This window comes from Sphingobacterium faecium (assembly GCF_003054045.1).
In the GTDB taxonomy this organism is placed as follows: domain Bacteria; phylum Bacteroidota; class Bacteroidia; order Sphingobacteriales; family Sphingobacteriaceae; genus Sphingobacterium; species Sphingobacterium faecium.
Map to the genome: position 1 here is coordinate 17,839 of NZ_QBKH01000009.1, position 26,565 is coordinate 44,403.

The window sequence follows — 26,565 nt, forward strand, 5'->3', positions numbered from 1 at the left end:
AAAAAAAGAAGCCTCTTAAAAAAAGAGGCTTCTTTTTTTTTATCTCTTCCCTTAGGCTATTCTACAATATTAAGCAAAGCTTTTGCATGCGCAAGAGCAGCGGAAGTTGGTTTTATACCGCTTAACATCTGTGCTATTTCCTTGATGCGCTCTTCTTGATTTAACAAAACAATATTAGATTTCGTTTTATCACCCTCATCGATTTTATATACTTTGAAATGTGATTGACCTTTTGAAGCAATCTGAGGTAAGTGGGATATGGCAATAACTTGCATATTGACCGCTAAACGCTCCATGATCTCTCCGACTTTGAGCGCTACCTCACCCGAAATACCAGTATCAATCTCATCAAAAATAATCGTTGGTAAAGCGGAACTTTTTGCGACCAAAGACTTAATAGCAAGCATCACCCTAGAGAGCTCTCCTCCTGAAGCAACTTTATGAATCGCCTGTAACTCTTGTCCTTTATTTGCTGAAAATAAAAACTGGATACTATTCATTCCACTTTCTTTCAACTCATTTTCGCCCAATTCCTCCAACTTCACTTCCAATTTAGCATTAGGCATACCGACTTCTGCTAATACAGAAACCACATGCTTCTCAATTGTGGGCAAGGCTTTTTCCCGGATCTCAGTTAAGGCTTTTCCCTTTTCAATTGTTTGCTGATACGATTCGGATAACTCTTTCTCTAGTGCAAGAATGCGTTCATCTTGCGTATTAACATCTAATAATTTTTGCTCTAAAGCCTCTTTGATAGATAAGAGTTCTTCAACAGTATCGACATGATGCTTCTTCTGTAGGTTGTATATCAAACTTAAGCGTTCGTTGATCTGTAACAATTTCTCTTCATCCAAATTTGTTCCTTGCTCCAAATAGCCAATTTCTGTCGCAATATCTTTTGCCTCGATCCATACACTTCTAAGGCGATTTGCGAGCTCTGGTAAAGCGGTTAAATAAGGCGCTACAGTTTCCAATTGCACTAATGATTCTTTTAATTGTAGTACGACATTCTGCTCTTGCTCTTCCAGAATATGCATCGCTCCTAACAAGCCTCTTTTGATCTCCTCTGCGTTTTCAAGTTGCTGTTGTTCGGTTTCTAAGCTTACTTGTTCGTCTTCCGATAGATTCGCTTGATGAAGTTCATCAAACTGAAATTGATTGAAGTCCGCCTCGATATGCGCTTGCTTGGCAAGGTCTTTTATCTTTTTCAATTCACTCTTCACTTTTTTATAAGTGAGGAATGAGGTGAGGTAGCTGTTTTTTAAATCGGCAGATTTTGCGACATTATCCACCACTAAAAATTGGAAATCTTCGGTATTGATCTGCAATGTGGCATGTTGCGAATGAATATCAATCAGCTTCTCGCCTAAGCTTTTAAGGATAGCAAGCGTCACGGGAGAATCGTTTACAAATGCACGCGATTTACCATCGACACTAATTTCACGTCTTATAATGGTTTCATCTTCATAGTCCAAATCATGCTGGTGAAAAAAGTCTTTGAGATCATATGCTTCAATTTGAAAGAATCCTTCGATGCTACATTTCTTATCTTGAGTAAAAAAATATTTACCTTCAATTCTACTACCTAAAATAAGTGATAAGGCGCCCATGATAATGGATTTACCTGCCCCCGTTTCACCGGTGATCATATTCAATCCTTTATCAAACTGGATGGATAATTCATCAATCAAAGCGTAATTCTTAATATCTAATCTCGCGAGCATACTTTTTTAGCTGTATATTTTTTTCACTAACATTTATCTTGTTAACCTTCTGATGGTCTTTTGGATAACATGGATCATCTGCTGAAAACAATAATTTTTATATGTTGAATTTTGTATTCGATTTATCTTGATTCTATATCAAACTTAGATAATTTTGTTTTAATTACGTTATTTATCATAACAAAATTATTCGATAGCAATTGCTTTTTTTACCCAGCATTGCTTCGACATTATCCACCTATGCACTCACATCAAGAATTGCATTATAATTTAAAATAAATGGATATAATCATCTATAGTAAACTGAAATAATGCTTTTTATCAAATTACCAAGCACTAAGGTAAATACAAAATATCATAATTACTAAATAAAGTAGCTAAAAACCTATCAATGTTAGTAATTTAATTAAAATTAGCTCATACAAACTTCATATCTTTTTCCTACTACCCTCCTATTAGATCATCACTGTGTGTAATTGTCTTTATTATAGTAAACGAAACAGATGCCCATCTTATCTGTTTTCTACAGTAATTAAAAAAAATGAAGCTATATGGGCTACATCGTGATGTCATCACATAGTGACGCTAAATAAATTTTTATGCAATCTTGCACTGTGGTGCATCTTTATATATATCATCAAAAGAACAATATGAATATAACGAAAATCACCTTAGCGATTGGGGGCATCATCATCAGCAGCAGTTTATTCGCACAAAATGCGAAGATCATCAAGTCGGAATTAAAAGAGGTCATGCTCTACACAAACTCCGCGGAGCTGAGCCATCAAGCTAACGTTAGCCTTCCTACGGGTGCGAGTGAACTTGTATTTACACACGTGGCCAATGGTATTGATGAAAATAGCATACAGATCGGTAGTTCTCCTCATGTTACTGTCATGTCCGTTAGATCAGCTGTTAATTACATCAGCACTGATGTTAAAAGTGATGCTTATATAAAAGCTGAAAACTATTTTAAGAAGGAATCCAATATACTGGCAAATTTTAAAAATCAAAAAGCCACCGAAGAAAGTATCTTGAAACTGTTGGAGAGTAATCAAAAAATAGCAGGATTCAATGGCAATACGACGGTGGCTGAACTTGCGAAGATGGCCGATTATTATAAGACTAAATACCTTGAAGTAAAAAGCAATATAACGGCTTTGGATGAACAAATACTCCTGCAACAAGATCTGGTAAACAAAGCTCAAGTGCAATTGGAGGAGGTAAAAGGGCAAACGACAGGTTCTGGAGGACAACTCATCGTACAGGTCATGAACAATCAAGCTGGCAACCAACCATTTGATATTACTTATACTTCATCTGCAGCATCTTGGAGTGCTTCTTACGATCTCCGCTCTGCTCATACCTCTTCGCCTTTAGCAATCATTTACAAAGCCAATGTAACACAGGAAACCGGAATCGATTGGAAACAGGTTCATCTTATATTAGCAAGTGGCAATCCTGCTCAATATGGTATTGTACCTAATTTAACTCCTTGGCAACTGTATTATAATCAACCTGTACAAGCACTGCCTCAAGCTTTGCAAGGTCGAGTTGCAGGTATAGCTGTTGAGGAAGTCGCTATGGATGAAGTTAATGCAGGAATGAAAAAAAATATGCTCGCTCGCAGTAAAAGCAGTATCAACAGTTATACTCAACAAAACGAGAATCAATTGAATACCACATTTGACATTGCTATTCCATATGACATTGCTTCCAATGGCAAACCCCACAGTGTATCGTTAAAAGAGTATACACATCCTGCAACTTACAGTTATATTGCCATACCACGTATCGATCCTAACGTGTACCTGATGGCTGAACTGACAGATTATGAAAAACTCAATCTTTTACCAGGTACGGCAAATGTCATGTTTGAAAATATGTTGGTCGGAAAAACCTACATCAACCCGAATGACGCGACCGATACCCTAAAGATGAGTATGGGAAGAGATAAAATGATCAGCATTAAACGCGATAAGATCAATGATCTATCTCAGACCAAGATCTTAGGTAGTAGTAAAAAGCAAAGCTTAGTTTACGAAATTACGATCAAAAACAATAAAAAGAATAGTGTGACCCTCAGCTTGCAAGATCAGATTCCAATCGCGACAGATAAATCGATGGAAATCACTTTGGATGATCATAGCGGAGCTGATGTAGATAAAGAAACTGGTTTACTCAAATGGAATGTAACTGTTCCTGCTGGCGCTACTCAAAAAATACGATTTGGGTATTCAGTCAAATATCCTAAAGACAAATTAGTGAGCATCTACTAATACTATCTATTAGAAAAAATGAAAAACCGCTGTAGAAATACAACGGTTTTTCATTTTTAATTTCTTTCATCATACGGTCATTAATAATAAAAAAAGTTATGTTTGTGTTATGCAGGACTACAGTGCTACATTGCGTAAATTTATGCCGGAGGCGGCAGCGCCCATTATCTCCAGATGGATTAATGATACTGGCTGCCTCTTTAAAATATCCAAATCCCGCAGTACCAAACTAGGCGACTACCGAGCACCTTTTCGTACTGATGGGCATCGTATATCGGTCAATCATGACCTCAATCCGTATTCTTTTTTGATTACCACCATCCATGAGTTTGCACATCTGCAAACTTGGCAGCAACATAAACATGCTGTAAAACCTCATGGGAAAGAATGGAAAACTAATTTTAAAAATTTAATGGACCCCTTCTTAAAGCTGCAAATTTTTCCAGCTGAAATTGCTCGTGCAATCGCTCAATATTTGCAAAATCCCGCAGCTTCCAGTTGTACAGATCTTCATCTCTTTCGCACACTTAAACAATTTGACAAGCACTCCGATCAAGTTTTTACGGTAGAGATGTTGCCTGAAAAAAGTCATTTTAAACTACAAAATGGGCGTATCTTCCAAAAGCAAGAAAAGGTAAGAAAGCGCTATAAATGTCTGGAATTAACCAGCAATAAACTTTATCTTTTCCACCCTATTGCAGAAATTTATCCTATTGAAATCGCACATATACATGAAAAATAAGTTTAAACACCTTGCCCTCGGTATAGCATTGTTAGCGATGCTACATCCTGTATCAGCTCAAAAAAAGCACCATACCGTTGATCAAAAGGCCATCAACAGCATAACGGAGAAAAGCTATAAAAATCATATTCTTCAACTTTCGTCGGATGATTTTATGGGTAGAAAACCTTTTACAAAGGGGGATACTCTGGCGACCAATTATATTGCGGAGCAGTTTAAAAAGCTTGGACTAAAACCTGGCAATGGCAACAGCTATTTTCAGGAGGTTCCGATGGTGGAGATTACCTCAACTCCCAATGTAAGCCTCTCTTTAAAATCTTCACAAGATGAACTTACCTTACAAAACCTTAGTGATTATGTGGTCACAAGCCGTCGTCTCCAAGAACAGGTCGAATTGAAAAATACGGAATTGGTTTTTGTGGGATTTGGTATTGTTGCTCCAGAATATCAGTGGAATGATTATCAAGATCTTGATATAAAGGGAAAAACTGTCGTTGTCATGGTCAACGATCCTGGACATTATGATCAGTCTCTTTTTAAAGGTGATACGATGACCTATTATGGAAGATGGACTTATAAGTATGAAGAAGCGGCACGCCAAGGTGCAGCAGGCGTCATGATTATCCATCAGACAAAGGCCGCTAGTTACGGTTGGAATGTCATCCGTACAGGTTGGGGAAATGCTCCACAGATGGACTTAGACCATGTGAGCGATCCTAATAAATATGCACAAGTGGAAGGCTGGTTATCTACAGAAAGTACATCAAAGCTTTTTAAACTAGCAGGCTATGATGACTCGCTATTGGAAAAAGCTAAGAAAAGAGGCTTTAAAGCTGTTCCATTAGGAGTAAAAACAAATTTTAAGGTCAGCAATAAAATAAAAAGATCAAAGTCAAATAATGTCATAGCCAGACTTGAAGGTAAAAGCCGTCAAGCAGAAAACATCATCTATACAGCACATTGGGATCACCTTGGTATTGGTGAACCGGTTCATGGAGATTCTATTTATAACGGAGCTATTGACAATGCTGCTGGTGTAGCTGCCTTATTTGAAATTGCTAAAGCTTTTAAAGCTGCCAAGAAAGCACCTGAACGTTCTATTGTATTCTTAGCCGTCACATCCGAAGAAGATGGATTGCTGGGATCTGACTATTATGTTAGAAATCCCATTTTCCCGTTAAAGACAACAGTTGCTAATATCAATATGGATGCTTTTAGCGCTGCTGGAGCAACAAAAGATATATCCATTGTTGGAAAAGGACAGTCGGAGATGGATGACTATGCCCAACGGTCTGCATTGAAATTTGGACGTTATACCAAAGCTGAAGGAAATCCAAGTTCTGGTGGTTTTTATCGTTCTGATCATTTTAATTTTGCTAAGGTAGGTGTCCCTGCCCTTTATGCTGGCAGTGGTAGTGATTATATCGAGCAGGACACTTCGATCATTGCTCAACGAAAGAAAGCTTTGGAAGGTCGGTATCATGCCGTAAATGACGAGGTGATTCCGGAGTGGAATTTTGAGGGGATGCTGGCCGATATCCGATTATTTTTTGATATTGGTTACACCTTAAGCCAAGAGGATATTTTCCCGAAATGGAAAGAAAAATCTGAATTTAAAGAAATAAGCGAAAAGCGTTAGTTATTTTATACTTTTGTATTCAAAGAATTAATTAAAGAAGAAATTATGTTACACTTACACTCTACATTAGCAATAATCTTATTGTTAGCTCTGATTGTTTCAATCATCATTACCTTTGTCAACTTCTCAGGTAACAAACCGTACAATAGAAAAATTGCACTTTTAGGTTTTATTGCCTCTCACATGCAATTATTAATTGGATTGATTTTGTTCTTCGTACTCAAATACCCATCCATGATTTCAGGTTCTATTATGAAAGACCCTACGATGCGTTTTAAAATTATCGAGCACCCGCTTACAATGATTATTGCGATTGTACTGATTTCAATTGGTTATATTAAAGCTAAAAAATTGACTAATGCTAAGCAAGCTAACAAAACGGTTTTGATTTTTTACATTCTTGGTTTAATTCTGATCTTGGCACGTATTCCTTGGGGAACTTGGTCATTATTGGCATAATTAATCCTACTACCATAAAAAAAGCGATGTTTTTCCTCGGAAAAACATCGCTTTTTTTATGGATGCTATGTCGTTTAATATGAAAAACATAGCATCAAAACTTTTATTCTTATGAGCTGTTTTATATAAAATTTAAAAACATTTACCTGTGATCTGGATGTGACTATACCAAGGCTATTCGAAAAAAACAGCGTAAAAAAACCTCAATTCGTTCAGAATTGAGGTTCATTATATTTTAATAAAGCATTATTTATTTTTTCCGAATCCTAAGATTCCAAAAACAGTTTTAAATGCGATAAGAGATGCTACTATAAGACTAATATTTGCAATTGCAGAAAACAAAGATACGTGTTGATCAAAGCTTGTGCAAACATCAGGAACAAATCTAATGAATACTCCTATAAGACCCAAAACGATAGCTATTGTTAAAGTCTTGTAATAATGAGTTTGATTTGCGTTATTATCAGTCTTTTTTGGTTCTCTATGTTGTATTGTCTCTGCCATTTCGATTTTATTTTTTTGTACCACAAAGGTACAAATTATTCATTGTTTCGGAAATAAAATAACAAAAACATTTATTGAATTATTAACGCTATCTATTTTATAAAGAGGTAGAAAATGTCTAAAATTGCATCGAAAACAAAATGAATGAAACATGATGCTCCAGAATCTCTACAAATCAAGAAAATATGGGTTCATGATCGATTCATCAACTGTAAAACGAGTTCAATCATACAATTGAAAACGGATACTCATTATTAAGACAAATTTTTCTGATGAAAAAGTTATTATTCCTTCTTTTACTCATTCCGCTTTTTGGGAATGCACAGTTTCAAAAAATAGAAAATTTTGTGGTAAAAGAAAATTTATCCCGTAATGGTAAGTTGGCTATTATTGCCGTAGATTCGTTAGAGAGAACAAACGAACGGATCAATGGTACTTATAAATTTAGCATCAATGGATTTACGCAAGATCTAAAATTCCATGACGGAATTGCTGTTCCAAATGATAAAATAGAATCTTCCACCTTTGTATTTTTCAAACACAAAAATCAAGATACGTCCAAGGGAAGATTATTTTATATCTACAAATCGGACAAAGGACTGTCCACGTTTGCTATCAGTGGGTTGATGTTCCTGATCATTCCAGCAGTTATTTTACTGATTGCCTATGCTTTTAAGAAATTATTATTGACCGCCATTATATTAGCTGTTGGATTCTTTTTCTTTAACCATTCACAGGGCTTAAATATCTCCTCTATTATAGAGTCTATTTTTGCAAGCCTCAAAAATCTAATTTTTTAGAATGGTAATCCGATACCAAAGTTGTATTGAATAAAATTATAGCGATCAGGCTTATGTGTCTGATAATACTGGTCCTTAAATTCTTTGGAATCGAAAAAATGTTTTAAGACCCATTGATCACTTCCTGAGAATTGAGGATCTTTTACTTTTAGGCCAGCATCAAGTCTAATAATAAAATAATCGGAGTCAAATCTTAATCCAAAACCTGTTCCGATAGCAATTTGCTTTAAAAATTTATCTGCCTTAAACTCTCCTCCAGGATTTAGTTCATTTTCTTTTAAGCGCCAGACATTTCCAAAATCTATAAATGTGGCTCCATTCATCTTTGCTCCCAAGAAACTGTTTAAGATTCGAAAACGATATTCTGCATTTCCTTCAATTTTTATTTCGCCTAATTGATCCAGGTTACGCAGGTTCAATCGCAAATCTTCTTGGACGCTTTCTCGATTATAATTACCAGGACCTAATGTCCTTGCCTGCCATGCCCGCATACCATTCATACCACCACCGTAAAAGCTTTTTTCAAAGATCATTAAGGTTGAATTATTACCATAAGGAATCGCAATACCTGGGTTGAGTCGAAAAACAAATTGTCGGTTTCCTCCCAGATTACGATAAATCCGATAGTCCAATTCTGTTTTGGCATACTGTAGGTAAGGAACCCCTAGCACCTTTTTTTCACCATCAGCATTTTGATCAAACTTGATAACCTTACTGACCAGATCTAATATATTGCCACTTAAATCGATCGAGCCTTTGAAATAATTAAAATTTTCTTTCTTGGTCAATTTCTTGGCATTATACGTAAAGGAATACTGAGAGCCTAATCCGAAATATTCGCGGTTGTTACTCCTTACATATAATAAATAGCCCTGATCTATTAAATTTTGTGCAAAGTTTTCATTTAATCTTCCTTGCCTATATTCCAATACAATGGGTGTAAAACTGTGAAATTTATTTGCCGATTGATGCCATGAATAATTTAATGTATTGATAAAATACCGATTAGAATATGTTGCATCTTGATTGAAAATCTGCAAACTTGACGAAAAGGTTGTTTTTGCTAATCCGTATTGTGCGGTATGATTAGTGTGAAATGGCGTCATCAATCTTGGGACAATTAAATTTACGCCAATTTGTACATCATTGTTAAAGATTTTATCCGAGATATTGCCTTGGAGTCTTGGATCAAAGAGTATACCGTATCGCAATTTTACCTCCAGCAACTCTGCGCCACCAAAAATATTACGATGGGAGAATGTATTTCCGATATTAAAACCACTCATACCAGAACTCAATGTAAATTCCCCTTCGATCTGATTGCCCATCAACGGTCGTGGAACCATTTCATAATATGCATCTAATGTATTGGAATCGGTCTTTTGATAATGAATCTTAATGCTCCTAAAACCATTCATCTCATACAAACGGTCATAAGCCATGTTTTCTTTGGAAAGATTGTAGTAGTCTCCGGACTTTATATACATATACCGCTTCAACGGCTTCAACCTAAAATTGCGCGTTTCATCTGTAAAATGAATTTGGGAGATACTATCAGTTATTTTTCTGGCTTCTTTTTTTACTGTTCCGAAATTGCGTATGGTAACAAAAACCTGATCAATTTTATAAGCCTGGTGATTGGTGGAGTCACTGGGATTTTCAACTTGTATCTCCAGTTTGAGTCGATTATTTTTTGATGTCGAATCTACTGCAACCCGCATATATTGGCGTATATAATCATAGTATCCATGATTACGCATCGCGAGATACAGTTTTTCCCGTTCTGTGATTAAATTGACCGCATCATACTGTGATCCTTCTTTAACCACACTGAGGGGCATCACTTCTTGTTTATACAGATGAGCTACTGCAGTATCGGCAAAATTGTAGCTGATCTTGTCCATATAGTACGGACTGCCTTCGGTAATGTTAAAATTTATAGTTGCTCTTTTATTTTTAACCAGGATTTCAGGCTGTACTTTCGCGTCAAAAAAACCTTTTGTAAATAAAAACCTTTTGATCTGTGTGGCTGATAAATCTACTAAACTAGAGTCTAATAAATGAGGTGCTTCCCCAACGTTTCTCAAATCCCGTTTTTTGTATTTACCGTTCTTGGTATTGAAAAGGTTATATATAAATAAATTAACCCTTGAATTGGCTTTAATATCATTGGATACATACAGAGATGCTGACTCCTTCAGCTCGGGTTTTACCCCTTGAATATTCACATGATCAATCAACGCTTGATCTTCATTTAAGAATCGTGCTGAGCGGCAAGATGTGAAAATTAGCAACAAAAGCGTTATACTTGTAAAAGCTAAAAAGCGTTGATTATTTATCATTAAAAAATGTTGTCAAAAGCACAAATTACTCTAATATCATCTCTTCAAAATAAAAAGTTTCGCAAACAACATGGTCTTTTTATTGTAGAAGGAATTAAATCTGTTAACGAATTTCTATCATCCTCTTATCAAGTTGACAGCATCTTTTATACAGAAGATGTACTCGCAAAAGTGGGTAAAATATCGGGAAAAATAAAATCTTATGTGCTGACTGAAAACGAATTTCAAAAAATCAGTGGATTAAAATCCCCCCAAGGCATATTGGCTCTGGTTCATATCCCAGAACAAAAGGAATTACAAGTACAGGATTATAAGAATCAGCATACCTTAGTATTGGATGATATCCAAGATCCAGGAAACTTAGGCACGATCATCCGTACAGCAGAATGGTTCGGCTTCCAACAGATTATCTGTTCTATCGGGACTGTCGATGCGTATAATCCTAAAGTGGTACAAGCTACTATGGGTTCACTTTCTCGTATCCAAATTCATTATATCGATTTAAAGGCTTTTATCAAAGAGGTCAAAATACCTGTTTATGGTGCTTTGCTGGATGGAGATAGTATTTACGAAACGGATTGGACGCATGAGGGTCTTATTATATTGGGAAATGAGGGAAATGGAATTTCTGAAGAAATTATCGAACTCGTGGATCAGCCCGTCACCATTCCAAGGATAGGTGAAGCAGAATCTTTGAATGTCGCTGTAGCAACCACCATATTTTGTTCAGAAATCGCCCGAACAAAAAAATTATAAGACATCGCCTTCTTTTCTAAAAGAGGGCGATTCATTTTTCCACAATTCAACAGCGCATTTACAATGACTGAAAATAAATCCATATACACATTACAATTTGCACTTCTTTGCCTGAGCTCGCTATTATTTTCAGCTAGTTTCAACATGATAATTCCGGAACTTCCCAACTACTTGAGTCAAATGGGTGGTGCAGAACATAAAGGTTTAATCATCGCCTTATTTACCTTGACGGCTGGTATATCGCGTCCTTTCAGTGGTAAATTGACCGATCGATGGGGACGAGTTCCGGTCATGGCAATCGGATCGATCGTTTGTTTCTTATGCGGCTTTTTATATCCCATTCTGACTACAGTTTCCGGATTTTTACTTTTGAGATTAATACATGGTTTCTCTACAGGATTTAAACCAACCGCAACTTCTGCTTATGTAGCCGATATCATCCCCCGAGAAAGATGGGGTGAGGCGCTTGGTATGCATGGACTTTGTTTTGCAATCGGTGGTGCTGTAGGACCAGCGATTGGTAGTGCTATTTTTCAATATTACGGCATCAATGTGATGTTTTATAGTTCATCGCTTTTTGCCCTTCTTTCTATTGTTATTGTCATGAACATGAAAGAGACGCTTGTTAAAAAAGAAAAACTCAATTTATCCATGTTCAAAATATCACGCACGGACATTATTGATATCGGTGTTTTACCGGCAGGTATTGTTACATTTTTATCTTATTCGGCATTTGGTGCCATATTAACGTTAATACCGGATTGGAGTGATCATCTGCATTTGAGCAACAAAGGAATATTCTTCGCTGCGTACACCATTGCCTCTATTTTAATACGGTTTGTATCGGGAAAGGCGTCTGATAAATATGGTCGTACACGAGTGATCATGGTCGGACTGTTTATTGTTGGTATTTCACTCTTTTTGATCGGTCAGGGTGATTCTTTTAATAAATTGATGTTGGGTGCAAGTATATATGGTATTGGTACCGGTATCCTATCCCCCGCTATCAATGCATGGACGATAGATCTTGGAAAACCCAGCCAAAGGGGACGTGCAGTAGCGACGATGTATATTTCGATGGAGGCCGGTATCGGTTTAGGGGCATTATTTGCGGGTCTATACTACCAAGATATCATAACCCGAATCCCTCAAGTCATGTATTTCAATGCTTTATTTTTAGGGGTAGCACTTCTATATATGTTTTTTTGGCAAGGATTTCGCTATAGACAGAAAACAGATTAAATTGACTTCTCAATTTATGTTAAAAATCTAGTCATAGTATTTTCACCATGGAAAGTAAATCAGGAAAAAAACCGTACTCAATTGAGCTTGCTTCAAGCTTATTTGCCTTAGCATTAATCGTTGGACTTCTATACGTCACTCAAAGTGTTGTTGTTCCTTTGCTTTTTGCCATTATTCTTTCAATCACGCTGTATCCGATAGCTGCTTTTTTTGAAAACAAATTAAGATTTGGCAAAGCTGCTGCATCTATTATGGCGGTCATTATTGCCATCGTAGTCATCAGTACACTGATCTGGTTTATAGTACATCAAAGTATAATTATCGGAAAAGATGCTGTCGCTATTCAGGAGAAAGTACTTGCTGCTGTTGAATCGATACAAAACTGGATTCAATCACGGTTTGGCTTGGAAAGAAGTGAGGTTGTGCAAAAAATGAAAGAGCAGGGAAATAATGCTTTAGAAAATGTAGGCGGATATATGTCAACAGCTTTTGGCTCGATTGGTAGCACATTAGCGGGAATCATCTTGGTTCCTATTTTTATCTTCTTCCTTTTATACTACCGCGATTTTTTCAAAGAGTTTTTCTTTAAAGCATTTAAAAATACGGATAATAAAAAGATTCATGCTGTCTTAAAAAAGATTTACGACGTTGTGCAAAGCTATTGTTTAGGACTTGTGATGGTGATGGGAATTGTTGCGGTATTGAATACGGTCGGTCTGATGTTAATGGGAATTGAATATGCTTGGTTTTTTGGTTCCATGGCTTCTTTGCTGATGCTATTACCTTATATCGGTATCGCAATCGGATCTATCTTACCTGCCCTATTTGCCTTGGCTACAAAAGACAGTGCTTTGTATGCCGTAGGTGTTATTGCCTGGTTTCAAGTGGTACAATTTTTAGAAGGAAATATCATCACCCCAAATATCGTGGGGGGTAAGGTGAGTATCAATCCATTAATGGCTATTATTGTCATTTTATTGGGTGGAATGATTTTTGGTTTGGCGGGACTGATCCTTGCTTTACCTATGACTGCTACCCTGAAAGTTATCTTTGACGCTATACCTTCTATGGAACCGATTGGATATTTAATCGGTGAACCTGAAAAGGAGCATCTCAAAAGAAATGCGACTCAGGAACTGCTACAAAAATGGGGAATAGTTAGAAAACCTAAAGTATTTTTTAATCAAACAATGGCTGACCCTGCTCCTGTAGATCCTGCTTCTTCAAATAATCCAGATAGTAAATCTGAATAATTTTTATTGAACAATAAATCAATTCGTTCAGGTATCTAAATGATGATGCTTGGACGAATTTGTTTTAGATAACGCTATACTTCAATTGGATATTCAGTATATCCAATGAGTTTTGAATAGTCTATCCCAGATTGAGGAATAAAACCATACATATCATGATGGTGGTTTGTATGAAATAGCCTATTAGTGATCCATCAATTGCTTTACCCCTTATATCCATCGTCAACACTCTAGTTTAAATAGATGCAGATAATTAATTTCTACTAACTTTGGTTTAAATATGAGCTATATGAAATATGTACCAACACTTGAAACGGAGAGACTGATCATTCGTCCAATAACTTTAGATGATGTTGAGGAGTTTTATGCGATGGACTCGCAACCGGAAGTTCATCTTTATTTAAATAGATCTCCGTTAAAATCTAGTGAAGAGGCAAAAGATTACATTAAAGGTCTACTGCAGCAGTATGAGACACATGGGATAGGTCGAGTTGCAGTCATCGAAAAAGCAACGAATCAATTGATAGGCTGGACAGGGTTTAAATTTATAGAGGAACCCATGAATGATAGGATCAATTTTCTAGATTTCGGCTATCGCTACCGTAAAGAGTCGTGGGGGAAAGGTTATGCTACAGAAGCGGCATTGGCGTGTATAGCATTTTATTATAAAAATTTGACCCATATACCTCTACATGCCAGTACGCACGTCGATAATCAAGGTTCGCGAAAGGTATTGGAAAAGGTTGGTTTTAAGATTACTGATACCTTTAAGTTTACCATTTGGGACATCGATTGTTATTGGTATGAAAGGGAAGCATTATCAGCTAAATAAAGGTCTATATATCCCATTTTTAAATTCATAACTCCGGTTTTGAATATTGAAATTTCTAGCATAAATCTATTTATATATCCATTGGATAAAACGAAATGCTTTTCGTATTTTTACGCTTGCAAAAATTCTATTCTTTTTGCAACTGATAATAATAAAAACACCATATTATTGATTACATGAGTGAAGAAACAAACTATCCTGCAGACGATAATCAAGAAGAAGTAAATAACGGACAGACAAATAATAGTAAAACAATTCCACTTTCGGGATTGTATGAAAACTGGTTTTTGGACTATGCATCTTATGTTATTTTAGATCGCGCAGTACCTCATATCAATGATGGTTTTAAACCTGTACAGCGTCGGATCCTACACTCACTAAAAGAGATGGATGATGGTCGATACAATAAAGCGGCCAATGTAATCGGTAATACGATGAAATATCACCCTCATGGTGATGCTTCAATTGGTGATGCCATGGTACAGATCGGTCAAAAAAATCTATTAATTGACTGCCAAGGAAACTGGGGTGACCCGATCACTGGCGATGCTTCTGCTGCACCTCGTTATATTGAAGGACGTTTATCCAAATTTGCTTTAGATGTTGTCTTCAATCCAGAGACGACAGACTGGCAACTGAGTTATGATGGGCGTAACAAAGAACCCGTTACTTTACCAGTTAAATTCCCGTTGTTACTTGCTCAGGGAGCGGAAGGTATTGCTGTAGGTCTAGCTACGAAAATAATGCCGCATAACTTCTTGGAACTGATCGATGGATCGATTCAAGTATTGAATGGCGAAAGACCTCATATCCTACCTGATTTTCCTACAGGGGGAATGGCGGACTGCTCGGCATACAATGAAGGTCAGCGTGGTGGAAAAATCCGTGTACGTGCAAAAATAGAGGAACGCGACAAAAAGACATTGGCGATCACTGAAATTCCTTTTGGAACCACGACCGGAGGATTGATCGATAGTGTAGTCGCTGCCAACGATAAAGGGAAAATCAAGATTAAGAAAATCGAAGATAATACCGCTGAATTTGTTGAAATTATTGTGCATCTGGCTCCAGGAATATCTCCTGATGTCACGATTGATGCGCTATTTGCTTTTACGGCTTGTGAGGTATCTATTTCGCCCAATACCTGTGTGATCAAAGAAGATAAACCACACTTTTTGAGTGTAAATGATATCTTAATTGAAAACACGAAAAATACCAAGAACTTACTAAAACAAGAACTGGAAATCAAATTACATGATCTCCTAGAAAAAATATTCTTCAGCAGCTTACTCAAGATCTTCATTCAGGAAGGTATGTACAAGCATCCTGAATATGAAAATGCCGGAGATTTTGATACTGTGGTACTCGTTTTAAACCGTCTTTTTGAACCATTTTTTGATCAATTCTACCGACCGATAGTTGCGGAAGATTATAAACGTCTGATCGATAAACCGATGAGTAGTATCACACGTTTTGATGTTAAGAAAGCGGATGATCAAATGGCTTCTTTGGAAGATGAAATCAAAAATGTGAAACGTCATCTTAAGCACCTGACCGATTATGCAATCGCCTGGTACGAAAGATTGCGGGACAAATATGGCAAAGGTCGTGGACGTAAAACAGAATTAAGAGCTTTTGATCGCGTTGAAGCGACACAAGTAGCCCTGGCCAATGCAAAACTTTATGTCAACCGGGAAGAAGGATTCATTGGTTCTAGCATGAAGAAAGATGAGTTTGTTTGTGATTGTTCGGATATCGATGATATCATTGTATTCCGTGCTGACGGTAAATATGTCGTAACGAAAATTCAAGATAAGGTATTTGTCGGAAAAGATATCATCCATGTTGCTGTCTTTAAAAAGGGAGATGAAAGAACGATCTATAATGCCATCTATAAAGAAGGAGATACGGGTACGAGCTTCATCAAACGTTTTGCCGTAGTAGGTGTCACTCGTGATAAGGAATATGATATCAGTAAGGGTTCAAAAGGTTCAAAAGTAACCTACTTTACGGCTAACCCGAATGGAGAGGCGGAGATCGTCAATATTCAGCTCAAACCACATACGAAATTAAGAAAACTTAATTTTGACATGAACTTTGCTGAAATCGCGATTAAAGGTCGTGCTTCTCAAGGAAATATTGTATCTAAATATCCGGTTAAAAAGATTACGTTCAAAAGTGCTGGTGTTTCGACTTTAGCTGGTCGTAAGATCTGGTTTGATAAAATAACGAAACGCTTAAATGCGGACGAAAGAGGACTGTATCTAGGCGAATTTGATGGTGATGATAAAATCTTGATCGTCATGTCGGATGGTACTTACGAACTGTCAAACTTTGATCTGAGCAATTATTTCGATGATAAGATGGTTCGCATCGAAAAGTATTTCCCTGAACATGTGTACACAGCGATTCATCAAGATGGCAAATCGGGCACTTATTATGTAAAGCGATTCAAATTTGATGATATTCCTGTAGGTAAAAGCATGCTCTTCATCAATGATGAACCGGGATCTAAACTTATTTTGTTGACGAATAATACCGATCCAATTGTTCACTTGGATATTCTAAAGGGCAAGTCCCAGACCGAAGAAGCTTTGGACCAACCGCTGAATGAAATCATCGATGTGAAAGGTATGAAAGCACAAGGAAATCGTCTCTCTTTTCACACGGTTAAAAGTGTGACTTTGACGACGGAAGAAATTGATTTAACGGTAAACACAAAAGAAGGGAGTGATCCAAATCCTGAAGGTACCGAATCAGGTGAAGAAACACATAAAACAGAGGCCGATGCTCAATCGGATGATATTAAACTGGAGATCACAAATCCTGATGATATCCAAACGGATAATGGTGGGCAGATTGAATTGTTTTAAATGAACAGCACATCATCAAGCTGAGTGAGCTTATTAAGTCATAAAAAAATCCGCTAAAAGCGGATTTTTTTATGACTTAAATTCTTTTACGAATTTTTGCAGTTTTGGTGCAATGACTACTGAACAGAAAGGATTTTCAGGATGCGTATTGAAGTAATTGTGATGATAGTCTTCTGCTACCCAAAAAGTAACTGCTGGCTCGACTGTCGTAACGATCGGATCTTCAAAAATATCTTCACTATCCAACTCATCAATAAAGTTCTTAGCTAAAATCTCTTGTTCTTCATCATGAAAAAACACAACCGATCGATATTGCGTACCCACATCATTTCCCTGACGGTTTAACGTGGTTGGATTATGTGTTTTAAAGAATATCTTCAACAGTTCTTCATAGTTGACCAGATCTTCATCGTATTCGATCTGTACAACTTCAACATGCTCTGTCGTACCTGTACAAACTTGTTCATAAGTTGGATTATCATTCAATCCTCCCATATAGCCAGGTAAAACGGATTTTACACCTTCTGTATTTTGAAAAATAACTTCTGTACACCAAAAACAGCCGCCTCCAAATGTTGCTTTCATATCTTATTATATTTTATTCTCAAACTTAGATAAATTTGTTTAATATCAGGAATCCTATACGACACAAATCTATCCTTTAAATTTATTTTATGCTCCTCTTGAGTGCTTTCCGATGGTCATGATCTCAGCTGCCCACAAGAATTATTGTATAGCCTAAAATTAAAGATTAATGACAGAAAAAGAGTCATCTCAGTTTACTGATTTTGAAAATTTATGCTTTGTAATAATAAGAGCCCGGAATCAGCAAGTCTTGTTTTTCCTTGTGGCAAACAGCATATGAAAATCCTTTTTGTAGTGCATAGGATCCATACTCCCCTTTCTTATTGAGTGCTAAAAATCCTACTTGAATATCCTTGGCAATATTGGGTTTCTTTTTGACTATACGTTTGACCGCTTCTTTGCATGCTTCTTCAGGCGAATATCCCTGACGCATTAATTCCACAACCAAAAAACTGCCCACTGTACGGATCACCTCTTCACCCACACCCGTAGAGGTAGCTCCCCCGACCTCATTGTCCACATACAGTCCTGCTCCTATAATCGGGCTATCTCCTACTCGACCGTGCATCTTAAATGCCATACCACTTGTCGTACATGCTCCGGATAGATTGCCGGCAGCATCTAGCGCCAACATACCGATGGTATCGTGATTATATTGATTACCAGGCAGACGCTCTACGGCGAATGACTTGTTTTCAATATTCATGACCGGTTTATATTTTTTTTCTTTTAACCACTCTTTCCATGCTTTCTCTCCTTCGGGTGTAAGCAGGTTTTCTTTTTCAAAACCATTTTCCAGTGCAAATTGCAATGCGCCATCACCAGCGAGCATGACATGGGGAGTTTTATCCATCACTAAACGTGCTACTGATATGGGATGTGCAATATGCTCTAAAGCAGCTACTGATCCACAATTACCTTCGGAATCCATGATGCAGGCATCTAAGGTAACGATACCGTCACGATCCGGATAACCGCCTTTACCTACGGTCATATTTTTTAAATCAGCTTCGGGCACACGAACACCTTGTTCGACCGCATCTATAGCTTTCCCACCACTCTTTAGCACTTCCCATGCTGCTTGGTTTGCTGCAATACCAAAATCCCATGTGGAAATAACAATTGGTTTTACACCCGATCGTTTATTTGAAATGGAAAAACTTGATAATGTTTCTACAGAACCTACAGCAGCTGCTCCAATAATACCTTGTCTAATAAATTGGCGTCTTGAACTCATATTTTAATCGATTTAGCATTACAAGTATACACAAATACACGTTTCTTTTTAAGAGTTTTTTCACTAAAAAGACCGTATCAATTCACATTTATGCAAAAGAATTGGAAATTAATTCACAAATCGTCATCATTTCTTATAAAAAATAGGCAATTTAGTCTATCTTTAAACCAAACTAATCAGCATGACAAACAAACTTAAATATGCTATTCTTACCTGTGCAGGCTTTTTAACCATTAATCATGCCTTCTCACAACAGATAGATTCAACCATTTATCATCAGGTCAAAGAACTGCAAGAAACCGTACGTAAAGCGTATGCTCCTGATAAGCGTACTCATATATTTGCCTTTACTCAAACTGATGTTGCCAAAAATAATTATCAAATAGAAACGACGGAACAGGCTGCTAAAACAGCTTTCGAGCAACAAATTAAAGATATTCCTGCTACTGTCGCTATAACGGTATTACCAGAACAAAATTTGGGAAATAAATTGATCGGTATTGTCCATCTATCTGTAGGCAATATGAGAACCAAACCTGATAATGCCGCTGAAATGGCAAGCCAGGTTCTGATGGGTACTCAGGTTGATCTCCTGCAAAAAGATCGTGGTGAATATCGGATACGCACCCCTGAAGGATATATTGCCTGGTTACCCGCTTCTGCCGTAACTCCGATGACAAAAGAGGAAGCACTGCAATGGAACAATCAACCTAAAATAATCTATACAGCGGAATTTGGAAAGTCATTCTCCGAACCGAATATCCAAAGTCAACGGGTATCGGATCTGGTTTATGGGGACATTCTCGTGCTGACTGGAGAAAAAAACAACTATTTCGAAGTTACTTATCCCGATAAAAGGAAAGCTTATATTAAGAAAGAAGAAGCGCTATCATTAAAAAAATGGATAGACACGCGTAATCCAACAGCTGAAAACTTAATTTCGAGTGCAAAATCGATGTTGGGACTTCCTTATCTTTGGGGCGGGACATCAGTCAAAGGCGTAGATTGCAGCGGTTTCACAAAAACGGCCTATTTTATGAATGGCTTTGTGATTCCACGTGATGCTTCTCAACAGGTATTAGCAGGTGAATCTGTTGATATCTTAGATGCTGAAGGGCACTTTGATCCTGAAAAGGCGCTTAAAAATCTCAAACCTGCTGATCTACTATTTTTTGCGGCTGGTAAAAACAGTAATCCAAATGCACGTGTTACGCATGTCGCACTTTATATCGGCAATGGAACATTTATTCATGCTGCAGGTTCTGTACGGATCAACAGCATGTTGAAGGATGCAGCAAATTATGATGATTTCCAGACACGTACAGTTGTTGCAGCAAAAAGATATTTAGGATCTCAAGACCCACAAATACAAAAAGTACAAAATAACAGCTATTATAGTATCAAATAAAAGATAACAACGATCATGGGTATACATGCAGATTGGATCACTAAAGATTTTGGAGCGTTCAAACTCCGATTTAAACCCTATACTTTAGAAATGCGCTACGTATTTACGGTTGCATCTTTCAGTAGGACGACAACTCCGGTTGTATTGACCCAACTGGAGTATGATGGCATCATTGGATACGGTGAGGCGAGTATGCCTCCTTATCTAGGCGAATCTCAAGAAAGTGTCATCAATTTTCTCAACAATATCGATTTATCAGGATTCAACTCGCCCTTTCAAACGGAAGAACTATTGGCATACGTTGATCAAATCAGTGCTAAAAATACGGCGGCAAAAGCAGCTGTGGATATAGCGCTGCACGATTTGATCGGAAAAATACTGGGACAACCTTTCTACAAGATATGGGGATTAAATCCAGCGTTAATACCTGCTACTTCTTATACGATCGGTATCGATACGGAAGAGGTAGTCCGTAAAAAAGTTATGGAAGCAGATCAGTTTAAAATTCTTAAAGTAAAGCTGGGGCTTGAAACGGATAAAATGATCATCGATACCATCCGTCAATGTACGGATCGTCCGCTATGTGCTGATGTAAATCAGGGTTGGAAGAACAAAGAACAAGCGCTTGAAATGTCGCATTGGTTAGCTGAAAGAGGGGTTGTATTTTTGGAACAACCGATGCCAAAAGAGCAAATCGATGATAATGCTTGGCTTACGGAACATAGTCCTATACCAACTATTGCAGATGAAGCATGCCAGAGGTTGATCGATGTTACTGCATTGCAGGGGGTGTACTCGGGAATCAATATCAAGTTGATGAAATGTACAGGCATGCGAGAAGCTAAACGTATGGCAGAATTGGCACAGGCATTAAAAATGAAGGTGATGATCGGCTGTATGACGGAGACATCCTGTGCGATTTCTGCAGCAGCTCAATTGGCACCTTTGGTGGATTGGGCGGATCTGGACGGAGCACTTCTCATTGGCAATGATATTTATGATGGGATGAAAGTCATTGATGGGCAATGTATTTTACCGGATCGTCCGGGAATAGGTGTAATCCCTCAGTAAAAATATAACTTGGTATAAGATCTTGTATTTCACGAATATCTTGATCTTATACTTATCTTGTCCCTTAAAGGTTGCAATAGATGACCTAAACCAAAATCTATTAAAAGCATAACTAACCAACACTCTTATGAACAAAATTTTACTCACCTCGTTATGTACGGTGGCTTGTGGATCTCTGCAAGTCGTACATGCACAACAAATCCAAGTTGCGGGAAAGATTTCGGATGCGAATGGCGCTGCCGTTCCTGATGTCACGGTCTCCATTAAAGGTAGCGGCACCGCAACATCGACAAACTCCAATGGATTGTTTACACTTAATGCCAATCCGGATGCCACATTCGTCATTAGCGCAGTAGGCTATCAAAAACAGGAAATCAAATTAAATGGCCGCAAAACATTGACCATTTCTTTGCAAAAAGAGGAAAATGCTTTGGATGAAGTCATGGTGGTTGCTTACGGAACTGCCAAAAAGAGTACCTACACCGGTTCTGCTGCTGTTGTAAAAAATGATGCGATTGATAAACAACCGGTCACTTCTTTTCAAACTGCGTTAACAGGTCGTGTTCCGGGATTACAAGTCAGTACAAGTTCGGGGCAAGCGGGTTCTACTCCTGCTATCCGTATCCGAGGTATCGGCTCCATGAATGCTTCGAATGAACCTTTATATGTCATCGATGGTGTACCTGTGGTATCGGGATCTACGGGACAGATGAACGATTATCTAGTCAACTCAAATAATGTCATGAGTACCTTAAATCCTTCTGATATCGAGACTATAACAGTACTGAAAGATGCAGCAGCTTCTTCCTTATATGGTTCTCGAGCAGCAAATGGGGTGATTATCATCACGACTAAAAAGGGGAAAAATGGAGCTCCTAAAATTAATTTAAAATCGTCTTTAGGTATCAGTCCAAGTTGGGCAACTGATAATAACGAAACAGCCTCAGTACAAGATCAGATTGATATGCTGTACAGTGTGCTCTACGATTCTCGTATTGCCGGTGGACTGAACGAAACAGCTGCAAACAAATGGGTATTAGACCGTTTCAAAACTAGATTTGGGATACATGGCTATGGGTTTTCGACGGAAGGAACCTCGATGTACGAGAAAGTCAACATTACCGGTCTTACCGATGGTATCGAAAATCGGGAGGGTAAATATTACGATTGGAATGACGCCTTATTCAGAACGGGTATTTTCAACACCAATGATCTATCGGTAAGCGGTGGAACAGATAATACGAACTATTATACTTCTCTTTCTTATACACAGGATAAAAGTCGCGTCATACTCAATGACTATAACCGTATCAGTGGACGCGTGAACCTGAATCAAAAAATTGGTAAATACTTAGAGTTTGGGTCGAATATCAATATAGCTAAGACAAAATTGGTCGGCATGAATGATACCCGAAATACAGGAAGTAATTATTTACTGCAAACGAGAAATCTATTATGGCCACTGTACTGGCCTACAGACTATAAGACTGGCAATGAATGGACCGCTCGTTATGGTAGTTTGGCTTATAACCCGCTTTATTACAATAAAGAATGGGAGAATAGTTCTAAAACCAGCAAAATATCTGCTGTTGAGTCACTGACTTTAAAGTTGCTTCCTGAATTGACAGTTAAAACGATCTTTTCATATGATGAGACGGAGTCTAAAGATCATATCTACTACAGTGCAAAGCATTATAATGGTTCATCTACAAATGGTGTCGTCACTGAAGTCACTTCTAACATCCAAAAACTAGTCTCGTCGACTACGGCTAACTATAATAAAACTTTTGGGCTTCATCATGTTTCTTTATTAGCAGGCTTTGAGGCTGAAAAAAATGAGAGCAGCTTCGTTCGTGCCACAGGAAAAGACTTACCTTCTTCGGCTTTACATACCGTATCTACCGCGGGGCAGTTGGATGCAGGAGCATATTCTTGGGGCAACAATATGATGTCCGTATTATCTCGTGCTGAATATAACTTTGATGAGCGCTACTTTGCTTCGGCATCTTTTCGTCGAGATGGCTCTTCTAAATTAGGTCCCTTGCCACGCTGGGGCAACTTTTGGTCTTTAGCAGGCTCATGGAATATAGCTAAAGAAAGTTTTATTGCTCAAGTAGAAGATATCAATGCTTTAAGAATTAGAGGTTCCTATGGAATCAATGCTACACTACCTCCTTCAGATTTTGGTTGGAGATCATTGACGAGTTATTCCAACAAATACATGACACAACCTGGAGGTGCTTTGAGTAATATTGCTGACCCTAACCTAACCTGGGAAAGAAATTACACGACCAATCTAGCCTTAGAATTTGGATTATTTGACAATAAAATATTTGGTTCGGTTGAATATTTCAACCGAGATTCTAAGGACCTTATTCAGCAGGTGCCGATCTCAACCATAACTGGTTTTTCCTACACACTGAAAAATATCGGAGAGATCAACAATAAAGGTTTAGAATTTGAATTAGGTTCTGATATCATCAAAAAGCAGGATTTCAGATGGACTGCTAGTTTAAACGCTACTTTTATTGACTCTAAAGTCATCAAATTAAGTGGTGGTAAACCGATCATCTGGTACGATCCAACCGGTAAAGATGATCGTGCTCGTTTCATCTATCAAGAAAATCAATCGACATTGGCTTTTTATGGTTTAGAATGGGCAGGTGTCAATAAAGAAAATGGTAAAAATGTCTGGTATACAAATGATGGTACCGAGGGTGATTTCTTATTTGAAGGAAGAGGTGCCAGTTACAACTATACTAAAGCACAGCAAACCATCATTGGCAATGCCAATCCAAAAGTCTACGGTGGTATTAATACAGATGTGGAATATAAAGGCTTATCACTGGGTTTAAACTTTGCCTACAAAATCGGTGGAAAACTATATGATGCGACCTCAAAAGATGTTGCTGATGATGGTTACTATTGGGAAAGAATTCATGCTCAATATTTTGTTGATGAATCTTGGTCTCCGAACAATACAGACGGTAACTTTCCTATAGTTTCTGGTCGAGATCTAGAAGATGTCAATCAGATCAGTAGCCGCCACCTCTATGATGCTTCATATTTGCGATTGAAAAACATTTCCTTGTCCTATAAAATCCCCAATGATTATTTGAGCAAAATAGGGATCAACAATGCACGTATTTTCTTTAATGGAAGTAATTTATTGACTTTCTCAAAATACAAATATATGGATCCGGAGGTTAATCAGTATGGTACCCGTGGTTGGGAAATCCCAACTCCTAAGACCTATACATTTGGATTAGAATTTAATTTTTAACCTATTAAATTGAGAAAAATGAGAAAATTATTTATTGCTTCGTGCATCTTTATATCCTTTTCAGTTACATCTTGTAAAGACTTTTTAGACGTAAAACCTACAAATTCTGGAGATGCTGAAACTTCCATCCAAACAGCTGCTGATGCCAAAGTTATTGTCAATGGCGTCATGAGCATCCTTTCAAATCGAGATTATTATGGTCGAAATTTCCCGTTGTACGCCGATGTAAAAGGTGGTGATTTCACTATTTTTGCGGCTGGTCGAGGATTTGATTATTTGTATACCTTTAACCATAGTGCTTCTTCCAATAGTTACTCAAGCGTCTGGACACAGGGTTTTAATGCGATTGGCCAAATCAACAATCTGTTGAAAAATATTGAAAGTCTAAAAGCGACGGGTTCATTGGAAAATTTTAATTCGTACGAAGGTCAGGCTTTGACTGCTCGAGCATTGGTCAACTTTGACTTAGTGCGTCTTTATGGCGAACCTTATAATGAAAATAAAGCAGCTTGGGGTATTCCCATTATCACAAAGTCTTTAAAGGCTGATGCTCAGGAATTGAGAAGCACCGTGGAAGATACTTACAAACAAATCCTCTTGGATCTTAAAGCTGCGGAGACTTTACTTCCGAAAACAAAATTGAATGGCTATTTAAACTATTATGCCAATAAAGCTTTACAAGCAAGGGTGTATTTGTATATGGAAGATTATCCAAATGCTTTGGCTGCCGCACAAGAGGTGATCAACTCAAAAGTATACACGCTTTATAGCAATACGGCTTGGGTCGATTCCTGGAAATCAGAATTTGGTACTGAGTCAATTTTTGAACTAGGAATTTATCCGAATGAAACTGATCTGGGTAATTCGTCTTTAGGCGCCTATTTTAGAAGATCTGCTCATGGTAGTTCGGCTATTTTAGGAAACTTTATGGCGAGCGATTATTTCTTAGCTCGTCTCAAACAAGATGATACAGATGTACGATGGGGTGTCATGGCACGTGATGAAACTGCTGCAACTCGATTGGGTGCAATCTACAAGTATAGTGGTGGCGTTAACTTAGAGGGGGACAAAAAGTCATCAAACAGCACTGCGGTAAACTTTAAGGTGATCCGTCTTTCTGAAGTGTATTTAATGGCTGCAGAAGCGGCGCTAAAATCGGATAAAGCTCTTGCTGCAAGCTATCTCAATGAAATCCGTAAACGCTCTCCAAAATTAAGCCTAACGAATGAATCGACTATATCTTTAGATGTCATCGCTGAGGAAAGAAGCAAAGAACTGGCTGGAGAAGGTCATCGTTTCTTTGATATGATCCGCTGGAATAAAAAGATTGAATTTAATGACGAATTGGGTTCCATCAATACGATTCATCGTACTAAAACAATTGACAGATCGCTTAATAAAACGATTCTTCCAATTTTTACAGATGAGATCAACGCCAATCCAGGTATTGGTGCACAACAAAACCCAGGATACTAATCTCGCTGATTATAAAAGTAAAAAGCCTTCTGATCAATGGTCAGAAGGCTTTTACTTTAT

At 37.6% G+C, this 26,565-nt stretch carries 19 protein-coding genes; 14 read left to right on the forward strand and 5 right to left on the reverse strand.

Features of this window, described 5'->3' with window-relative positions; all coding sequences use genetic code 11:
• Nucleotides 1–56: 56 nt before the first annotated feature.
• Nucleotides 57–1,724, reverse strand: coding sequence for a DNA repair protein RecN (gene recN / locus C8N37_RS20490; RefSeq protein WP_108160679.1), 1,668 nt, complete (start codon nucleotides 1,722–1,724; stop codon nucleotides 57–59).
• 650 nt (nucleotides 1,725–2,374) lie between these two features.
• On the opposite strand from recN, the gene C8N37_RS20495 reads away from it, so the two are divergent.
• The 4 genes from C8N37_RS20495 to C8N37_RS20510 all read left to right on the forward strand — a co-directional run bounded on the left by C8N37_RS20495 (nucleotide 2,375) and on the right by C8N37_RS20510 (nucleotide 6,843).
• The gene (locus tag C8N37_RS20495; protein WP_108160680.1) at nucleotides 2,375–4,003 is read left to right on the forward strand and encodes a DUF4139 domain-containing protein; all 1,629 of its coding nucleotides are present in this window, start codon (nucleotides 2,375–2,377) and stop codon (nucleotides 4,001–4,003) included.
• A 109-nt stretch (nucleotides 4,004–4,112) separates the two neighbouring features.
• The gene (locus C8N37_RS20500) at nucleotides 4,113–4,745 is read left to right on the forward strand and encodes a SprT-like domain-containing protein (RefSeq protein ID WP_108160681.1); all 633 of its coding nucleotides are present in this window, start codon (nucleotides 4,113–4,115) and stop codon (nucleotides 4,743–4,745) included.
• Nucleotides 4,735–6,384: a M28 family metallopeptidase gene (locus C8N37_RS20505; protein ID WP_108160682.1), complete on the forward strand. Its 1,650-nt coding sequence runs from the start codon at nucleotides 4,735–4,737 to the stop codon at nucleotides 6,382–6,384. The genes C8N37_RS20500 and C8N37_RS20505 overlap by 11 nt, the downstream gene beginning before the upstream one ends.
• A 45-nt stretch (nucleotides 6,385–6,429) precedes the next feature.
• Nucleotides 6,430–6,843, forward strand: coding sequence for a hypothetical protein (locus C8N37_RS20510; protein ID WP_108160683.1), 414 nt, complete (start codon nucleotides 6,430–6,432; stop codon nucleotides 6,841–6,843).
• 246 nt (nucleotides 6,844–7,089) lie between these two features.
• Here the strand turns inward: C8N37_RS20510 and C8N37_RS20515 are convergent, their stop codons facing one another.
• Entirely contained in the window at nucleotides 7,090–7,347 is a 258-nt protein-coding gene (locus tag C8N37_RS20515) for a hypothetical protein (protein WP_108160684.1), read from the reverse strand.
• 272 nt (nucleotides 7,348–7,619) lie between these two features.
• Between C8N37_RS20515 and C8N37_RS20520 the strand changes: the two genes are divergently transcribed.
• Nucleotides 7,620–8,147 (forward strand): hypothetical protein, encoded by a 528-nt coding sequence (locus C8N37_RS20520; RefSeq protein ID WP_108160685.1) that lies wholly within the window; start codon nucleotides 7,620–7,622, stop codon nucleotides 8,145–8,147.
• On the opposite strand, the gene tamL is transcribed toward C8N37_RS20520, so the two are convergent.
• On the reverse strand, nucleotides 8,144–10,489 hold the full coding sequence (gene tamL / locus C8N37_RS20525) for a translocation and assembly module lipoprotein TamL (protein ID WP_108160686.1): 2,346 nt from the start codon (nucleotides 10,487–10,489) through the stop codon (nucleotides 8,144–8,146). The genes C8N37_RS20520 and tamL overlap by 4 nt on opposite strands.
• A gap of 6 nt (nucleotides 10,490–10,495) precedes the next feature.
• Here tamL and C8N37_RS20530 point away from each other — a divergent pair, with 6 nt between their 5' ends.
• The 5 genes from C8N37_RS20530 to C8N37_RS20550 all read left to right on the forward strand — a co-directional run bounded on the left by C8N37_RS20530 (nucleotide 10,496) and on the right by C8N37_RS20550 (nucleotide 17,445).
• Nucleotides 10,496–11,245: a TrmH family RNA methyltransferase gene (locus C8N37_RS20530; RefSeq protein ID WP_108160687.1), complete on the forward strand. Its 750-nt coding sequence runs from the start codon at nucleotides 10,496–10,498 to the stop codon at nucleotides 11,243–11,245.
• A gap of 63 nt (nucleotides 11,246–11,308) precedes the next feature.
• Nucleotides 11,309–12,487, forward strand: a complete 1,179-nt coding sequence (locus C8N37_RS20535) for an MFS transporter (protein WP_108160688.1) — start codon at nucleotides 11,309–11,311, stop codon at nucleotides 12,485–12,487.
• Nucleotides 12,488–12,534: 47 nt separating this feature from the next.
• Nucleotides 12,535–13,740 carry an AI-2E family transporter gene (locus C8N37_RS20540; RefSeq protein ID WP_108160689.1) on the forward strand — a complete coding sequence of 402 codons (1,206 nt, stop codon included), beginning with the start codon at nucleotides 12,535–12,537 and terminating at the stop codon, nucleotides 13,738–13,740.
• 289 nt (nucleotides 13,741–14,029) lie between these two features.
• Nucleotides 14,030–14,572: a GNAT family N-acetyltransferase gene (locus tag C8N37_RS20545; RefSeq protein ID WP_108160690.1), complete on the forward strand. Its 543-nt coding sequence runs from the start codon at nucleotides 14,030–14,032 to the stop codon at nucleotides 14,570–14,572.
• Nucleotides 14,573–14,748: 176 nt separating this feature from the next.
• Nucleotides 14,749–17,445 (forward strand): DNA gyrase/topoisomerase IV subunit A, encoded by a 2,697-nt coding sequence (locus tag C8N37_RS20550; RefSeq protein WP_108160691.1) that lies wholly within the window; start codon nucleotides 14,749–14,751, stop codon nucleotides 17,443–17,445.
• A gap of 69 nt (nucleotides 17,446–17,514) precedes the next feature.
• Here the strand turns inward: C8N37_RS20550 and msrA are convergent, their stop codons facing one another.
• Together msrA and C8N37_RS20560 are read right to left on the reverse strand one after the other, a co-directional pair.
• On the reverse strand, nucleotides 17,515–18,030 hold the full coding sequence (gene msrA / locus C8N37_RS20555; protein ID WP_045754315.1) for a peptide-methionine (S)-S-oxide reductase MsrA: 516 nt from the start codon (nucleotides 18,028–18,030) through the stop codon (nucleotides 17,515–17,517).
• A gap of 211 nt (nucleotides 18,031–18,241) precedes the next feature.
• The gene (locus tag C8N37_RS20560) at nucleotides 18,242–19,267 is read right to left on the reverse strand and encodes a N(4)-(beta-N-acetylglucosaminyl)-L-asparaginase (RefSeq protein ID WP_108160692.1); all 1,026 of its coding nucleotides are present in this window, start codon (nucleotides 19,265–19,267) and stop codon (nucleotides 18,242–18,244) included.
• Nucleotides 19,268–19,448: 181 nt separating this feature from the next.
• On the opposite strand from C8N37_RS20560, the gene C8N37_RS20565 reads away from it, so the two are divergent.
• The 4 genes from C8N37_RS20565 to C8N37_RS20580 all read left to right on the forward strand — a co-directional run bounded on the left by C8N37_RS20565 (nucleotide 19,449) and on the right by C8N37_RS20580 (nucleotide 26,505).
• Complete coding sequence (locus tag C8N37_RS20565) at nucleotides 19,449–20,675, forward strand: C40 family peptidase (RefSeq protein ID WP_108160693.1); 1,227 nt, start codon at nucleotides 19,449–19,451, stop codon at nucleotides 20,673–20,675.
• 15 nt (nucleotides 20,676–20,690) lie between these two features.
• Nucleotides 20,691–21,746 carry a dipeptide epimerase gene (locus C8N37_RS20570; protein WP_108160694.1) on the forward strand — a complete coding sequence of 352 codons (1,056 nt, stop codon included), beginning with the start codon at nucleotides 20,691–20,693 and terminating at the stop codon, nucleotides 21,744–21,746.
• A gap of 127 nt (nucleotides 21,747–21,873) precedes the next feature.
• Nucleotides 21,874–25,029 carry a SusC/RagA family TonB-linked outer membrane protein gene (locus C8N37_RS20575; protein WP_108160695.1) on the forward strand — a complete coding sequence of 1,052 codons (3,156 nt, stop codon included), beginning with the start codon at nucleotides 21,874–21,876 and terminating at the stop codon, nucleotides 25,027–25,029.
• Nucleotides 25,030–25,047: 18 nt separating this feature from the next.
• Nucleotides 25,048–26,505 carry a RagB/SusD family nutrient uptake outer membrane protein gene (locus tag C8N37_RS20580; RefSeq protein WP_108160696.1) on the forward strand — a complete coding sequence of 486 codons (1,458 nt, stop codon included), beginning with the start codon at nucleotides 25,048–25,050 and terminating at the stop codon, nucleotides 26,503–26,505.
• The last annotated feature ends 60 nt before the right edge of the window (nucleotides 26,506–26,565 follow it).

Coding starts and splice junctions, on each gene's coding strand:
- recN (WP_108160679.1), bottom strand. CDS start 1,724: ATGCTCGCGAGATTAGATATTAAGAATTACGCTTTGATTGATGAATTA.
- C8N37_RS20560 (WP_108160692.1), bottom strand. CDS start 19,267: ATGAGTTCAAGACGCCAATTTATTAGACAAGGTATTATTGGAGCAGCT.
- C8N37_RS20540 (WP_108160689.1), top strand. CDS start 12,535: ATGGAAAGTAAATCAGGAAAAAAACCGTACTCAATTGAGCTTGCTTCA.
- C8N37_RS20530 (WP_108160687.1), top strand. CDS start 10,496: ATGTTGTCAAAAGCACAAATTACTCTAATATCATCTCTTCAAAATAAA.
- C8N37_RS20510 (WP_108160683.1), top strand. CDS start 6,430: ATGTTACACTTACACTCTACATTAGCAATAATCTTATTGTTAGCTCTG.
- C8N37_RS20550 (WP_108160691.1), top strand. CDS start 14,749: ATGAGTGAAGAAACAAACTATCCTGCAGACGATAATCAAGAAGAAGTA.
- C8N37_RS20500 (WP_108160681.1), top strand. CDS start 4,113: ATGCAGGACTACAGTGCTACATTGCGTAAATTTATGCCGGAGGCGGCA.
- C8N37_RS20520 (WP_108160685.1), top strand. CDS start 7,620: ATGAAAAAGTTATTATTCCTTCTTTTACTCATTCCGCTTTTTGGGAAT.
- C8N37_RS20565 (WP_108160693.1), top strand. CDS start 19,449: ATGACAAACAAACTTAAATATGCTATTCTTACCTGTGCAGGCTTTTTA.
- C8N37_RS20515 (WP_108160684.1), bottom strand. CDS start 7,347: ATGGCAGAGACAATACAACATAGAGAACCAAAAAAGACTGATAATAAC.
- C8N37_RS20505 (WP_108160682.1), top strand. CDS start 4,735: ATGAAAAATAAGTTTAAACACCTTGCCCTCGGTATAGCATTGTTAGCG.
- C8N37_RS20545 (WP_108160690.1), top strand. CDS start 14,030: ATGAAATATGTACCAACACTTGAAACGGAGAGACTGATCATTCGTCCA.
- C8N37_RS20575 (WP_108160695.1), top strand. CDS start 21,874: ATGAACAAAATTTTACTCACCTCGTTATGTACGGTGGCTTGTGGATCT.
- C8N37_RS20570 (WP_108160694.1), top strand. CDS start 20,691: ATGGGTATACATGCAGATTGGATCACTAAAGATTTTGGAGCGTTCAAA.
- tamL (WP_108160686.1), bottom strand. CDS start 10,489: ATGATAAATAATCAACGCTTTTTAGCTTTTACAAGTATAACGCTTTTG.
- msrA (WP_045754315.1), bottom strand. CDS start 18,030: ATGAAAGCAACATTTGGAGGCGGCTGTTTTTGGTGTACAGAAGTTATT.
- C8N37_RS20495 (WP_108160680.1), top strand. CDS start 2,375: ATGAATATAACGAAAATCACCTTAGCGATTGGGGGCATCATCATCAGC.
- C8N37_RS20535 (WP_108160688.1), top strand. CDS start 11,309: ATGACTGAAAATAAATCCATATACACATTACAATTTGCACTTCTTTGC.
- C8N37_RS20580 (WP_108160696.1), top strand. CDS start 25,048: ATGAGAAAATTATTTATTGCTTCGTGCATCTTTATATCCTTTTCAGTT.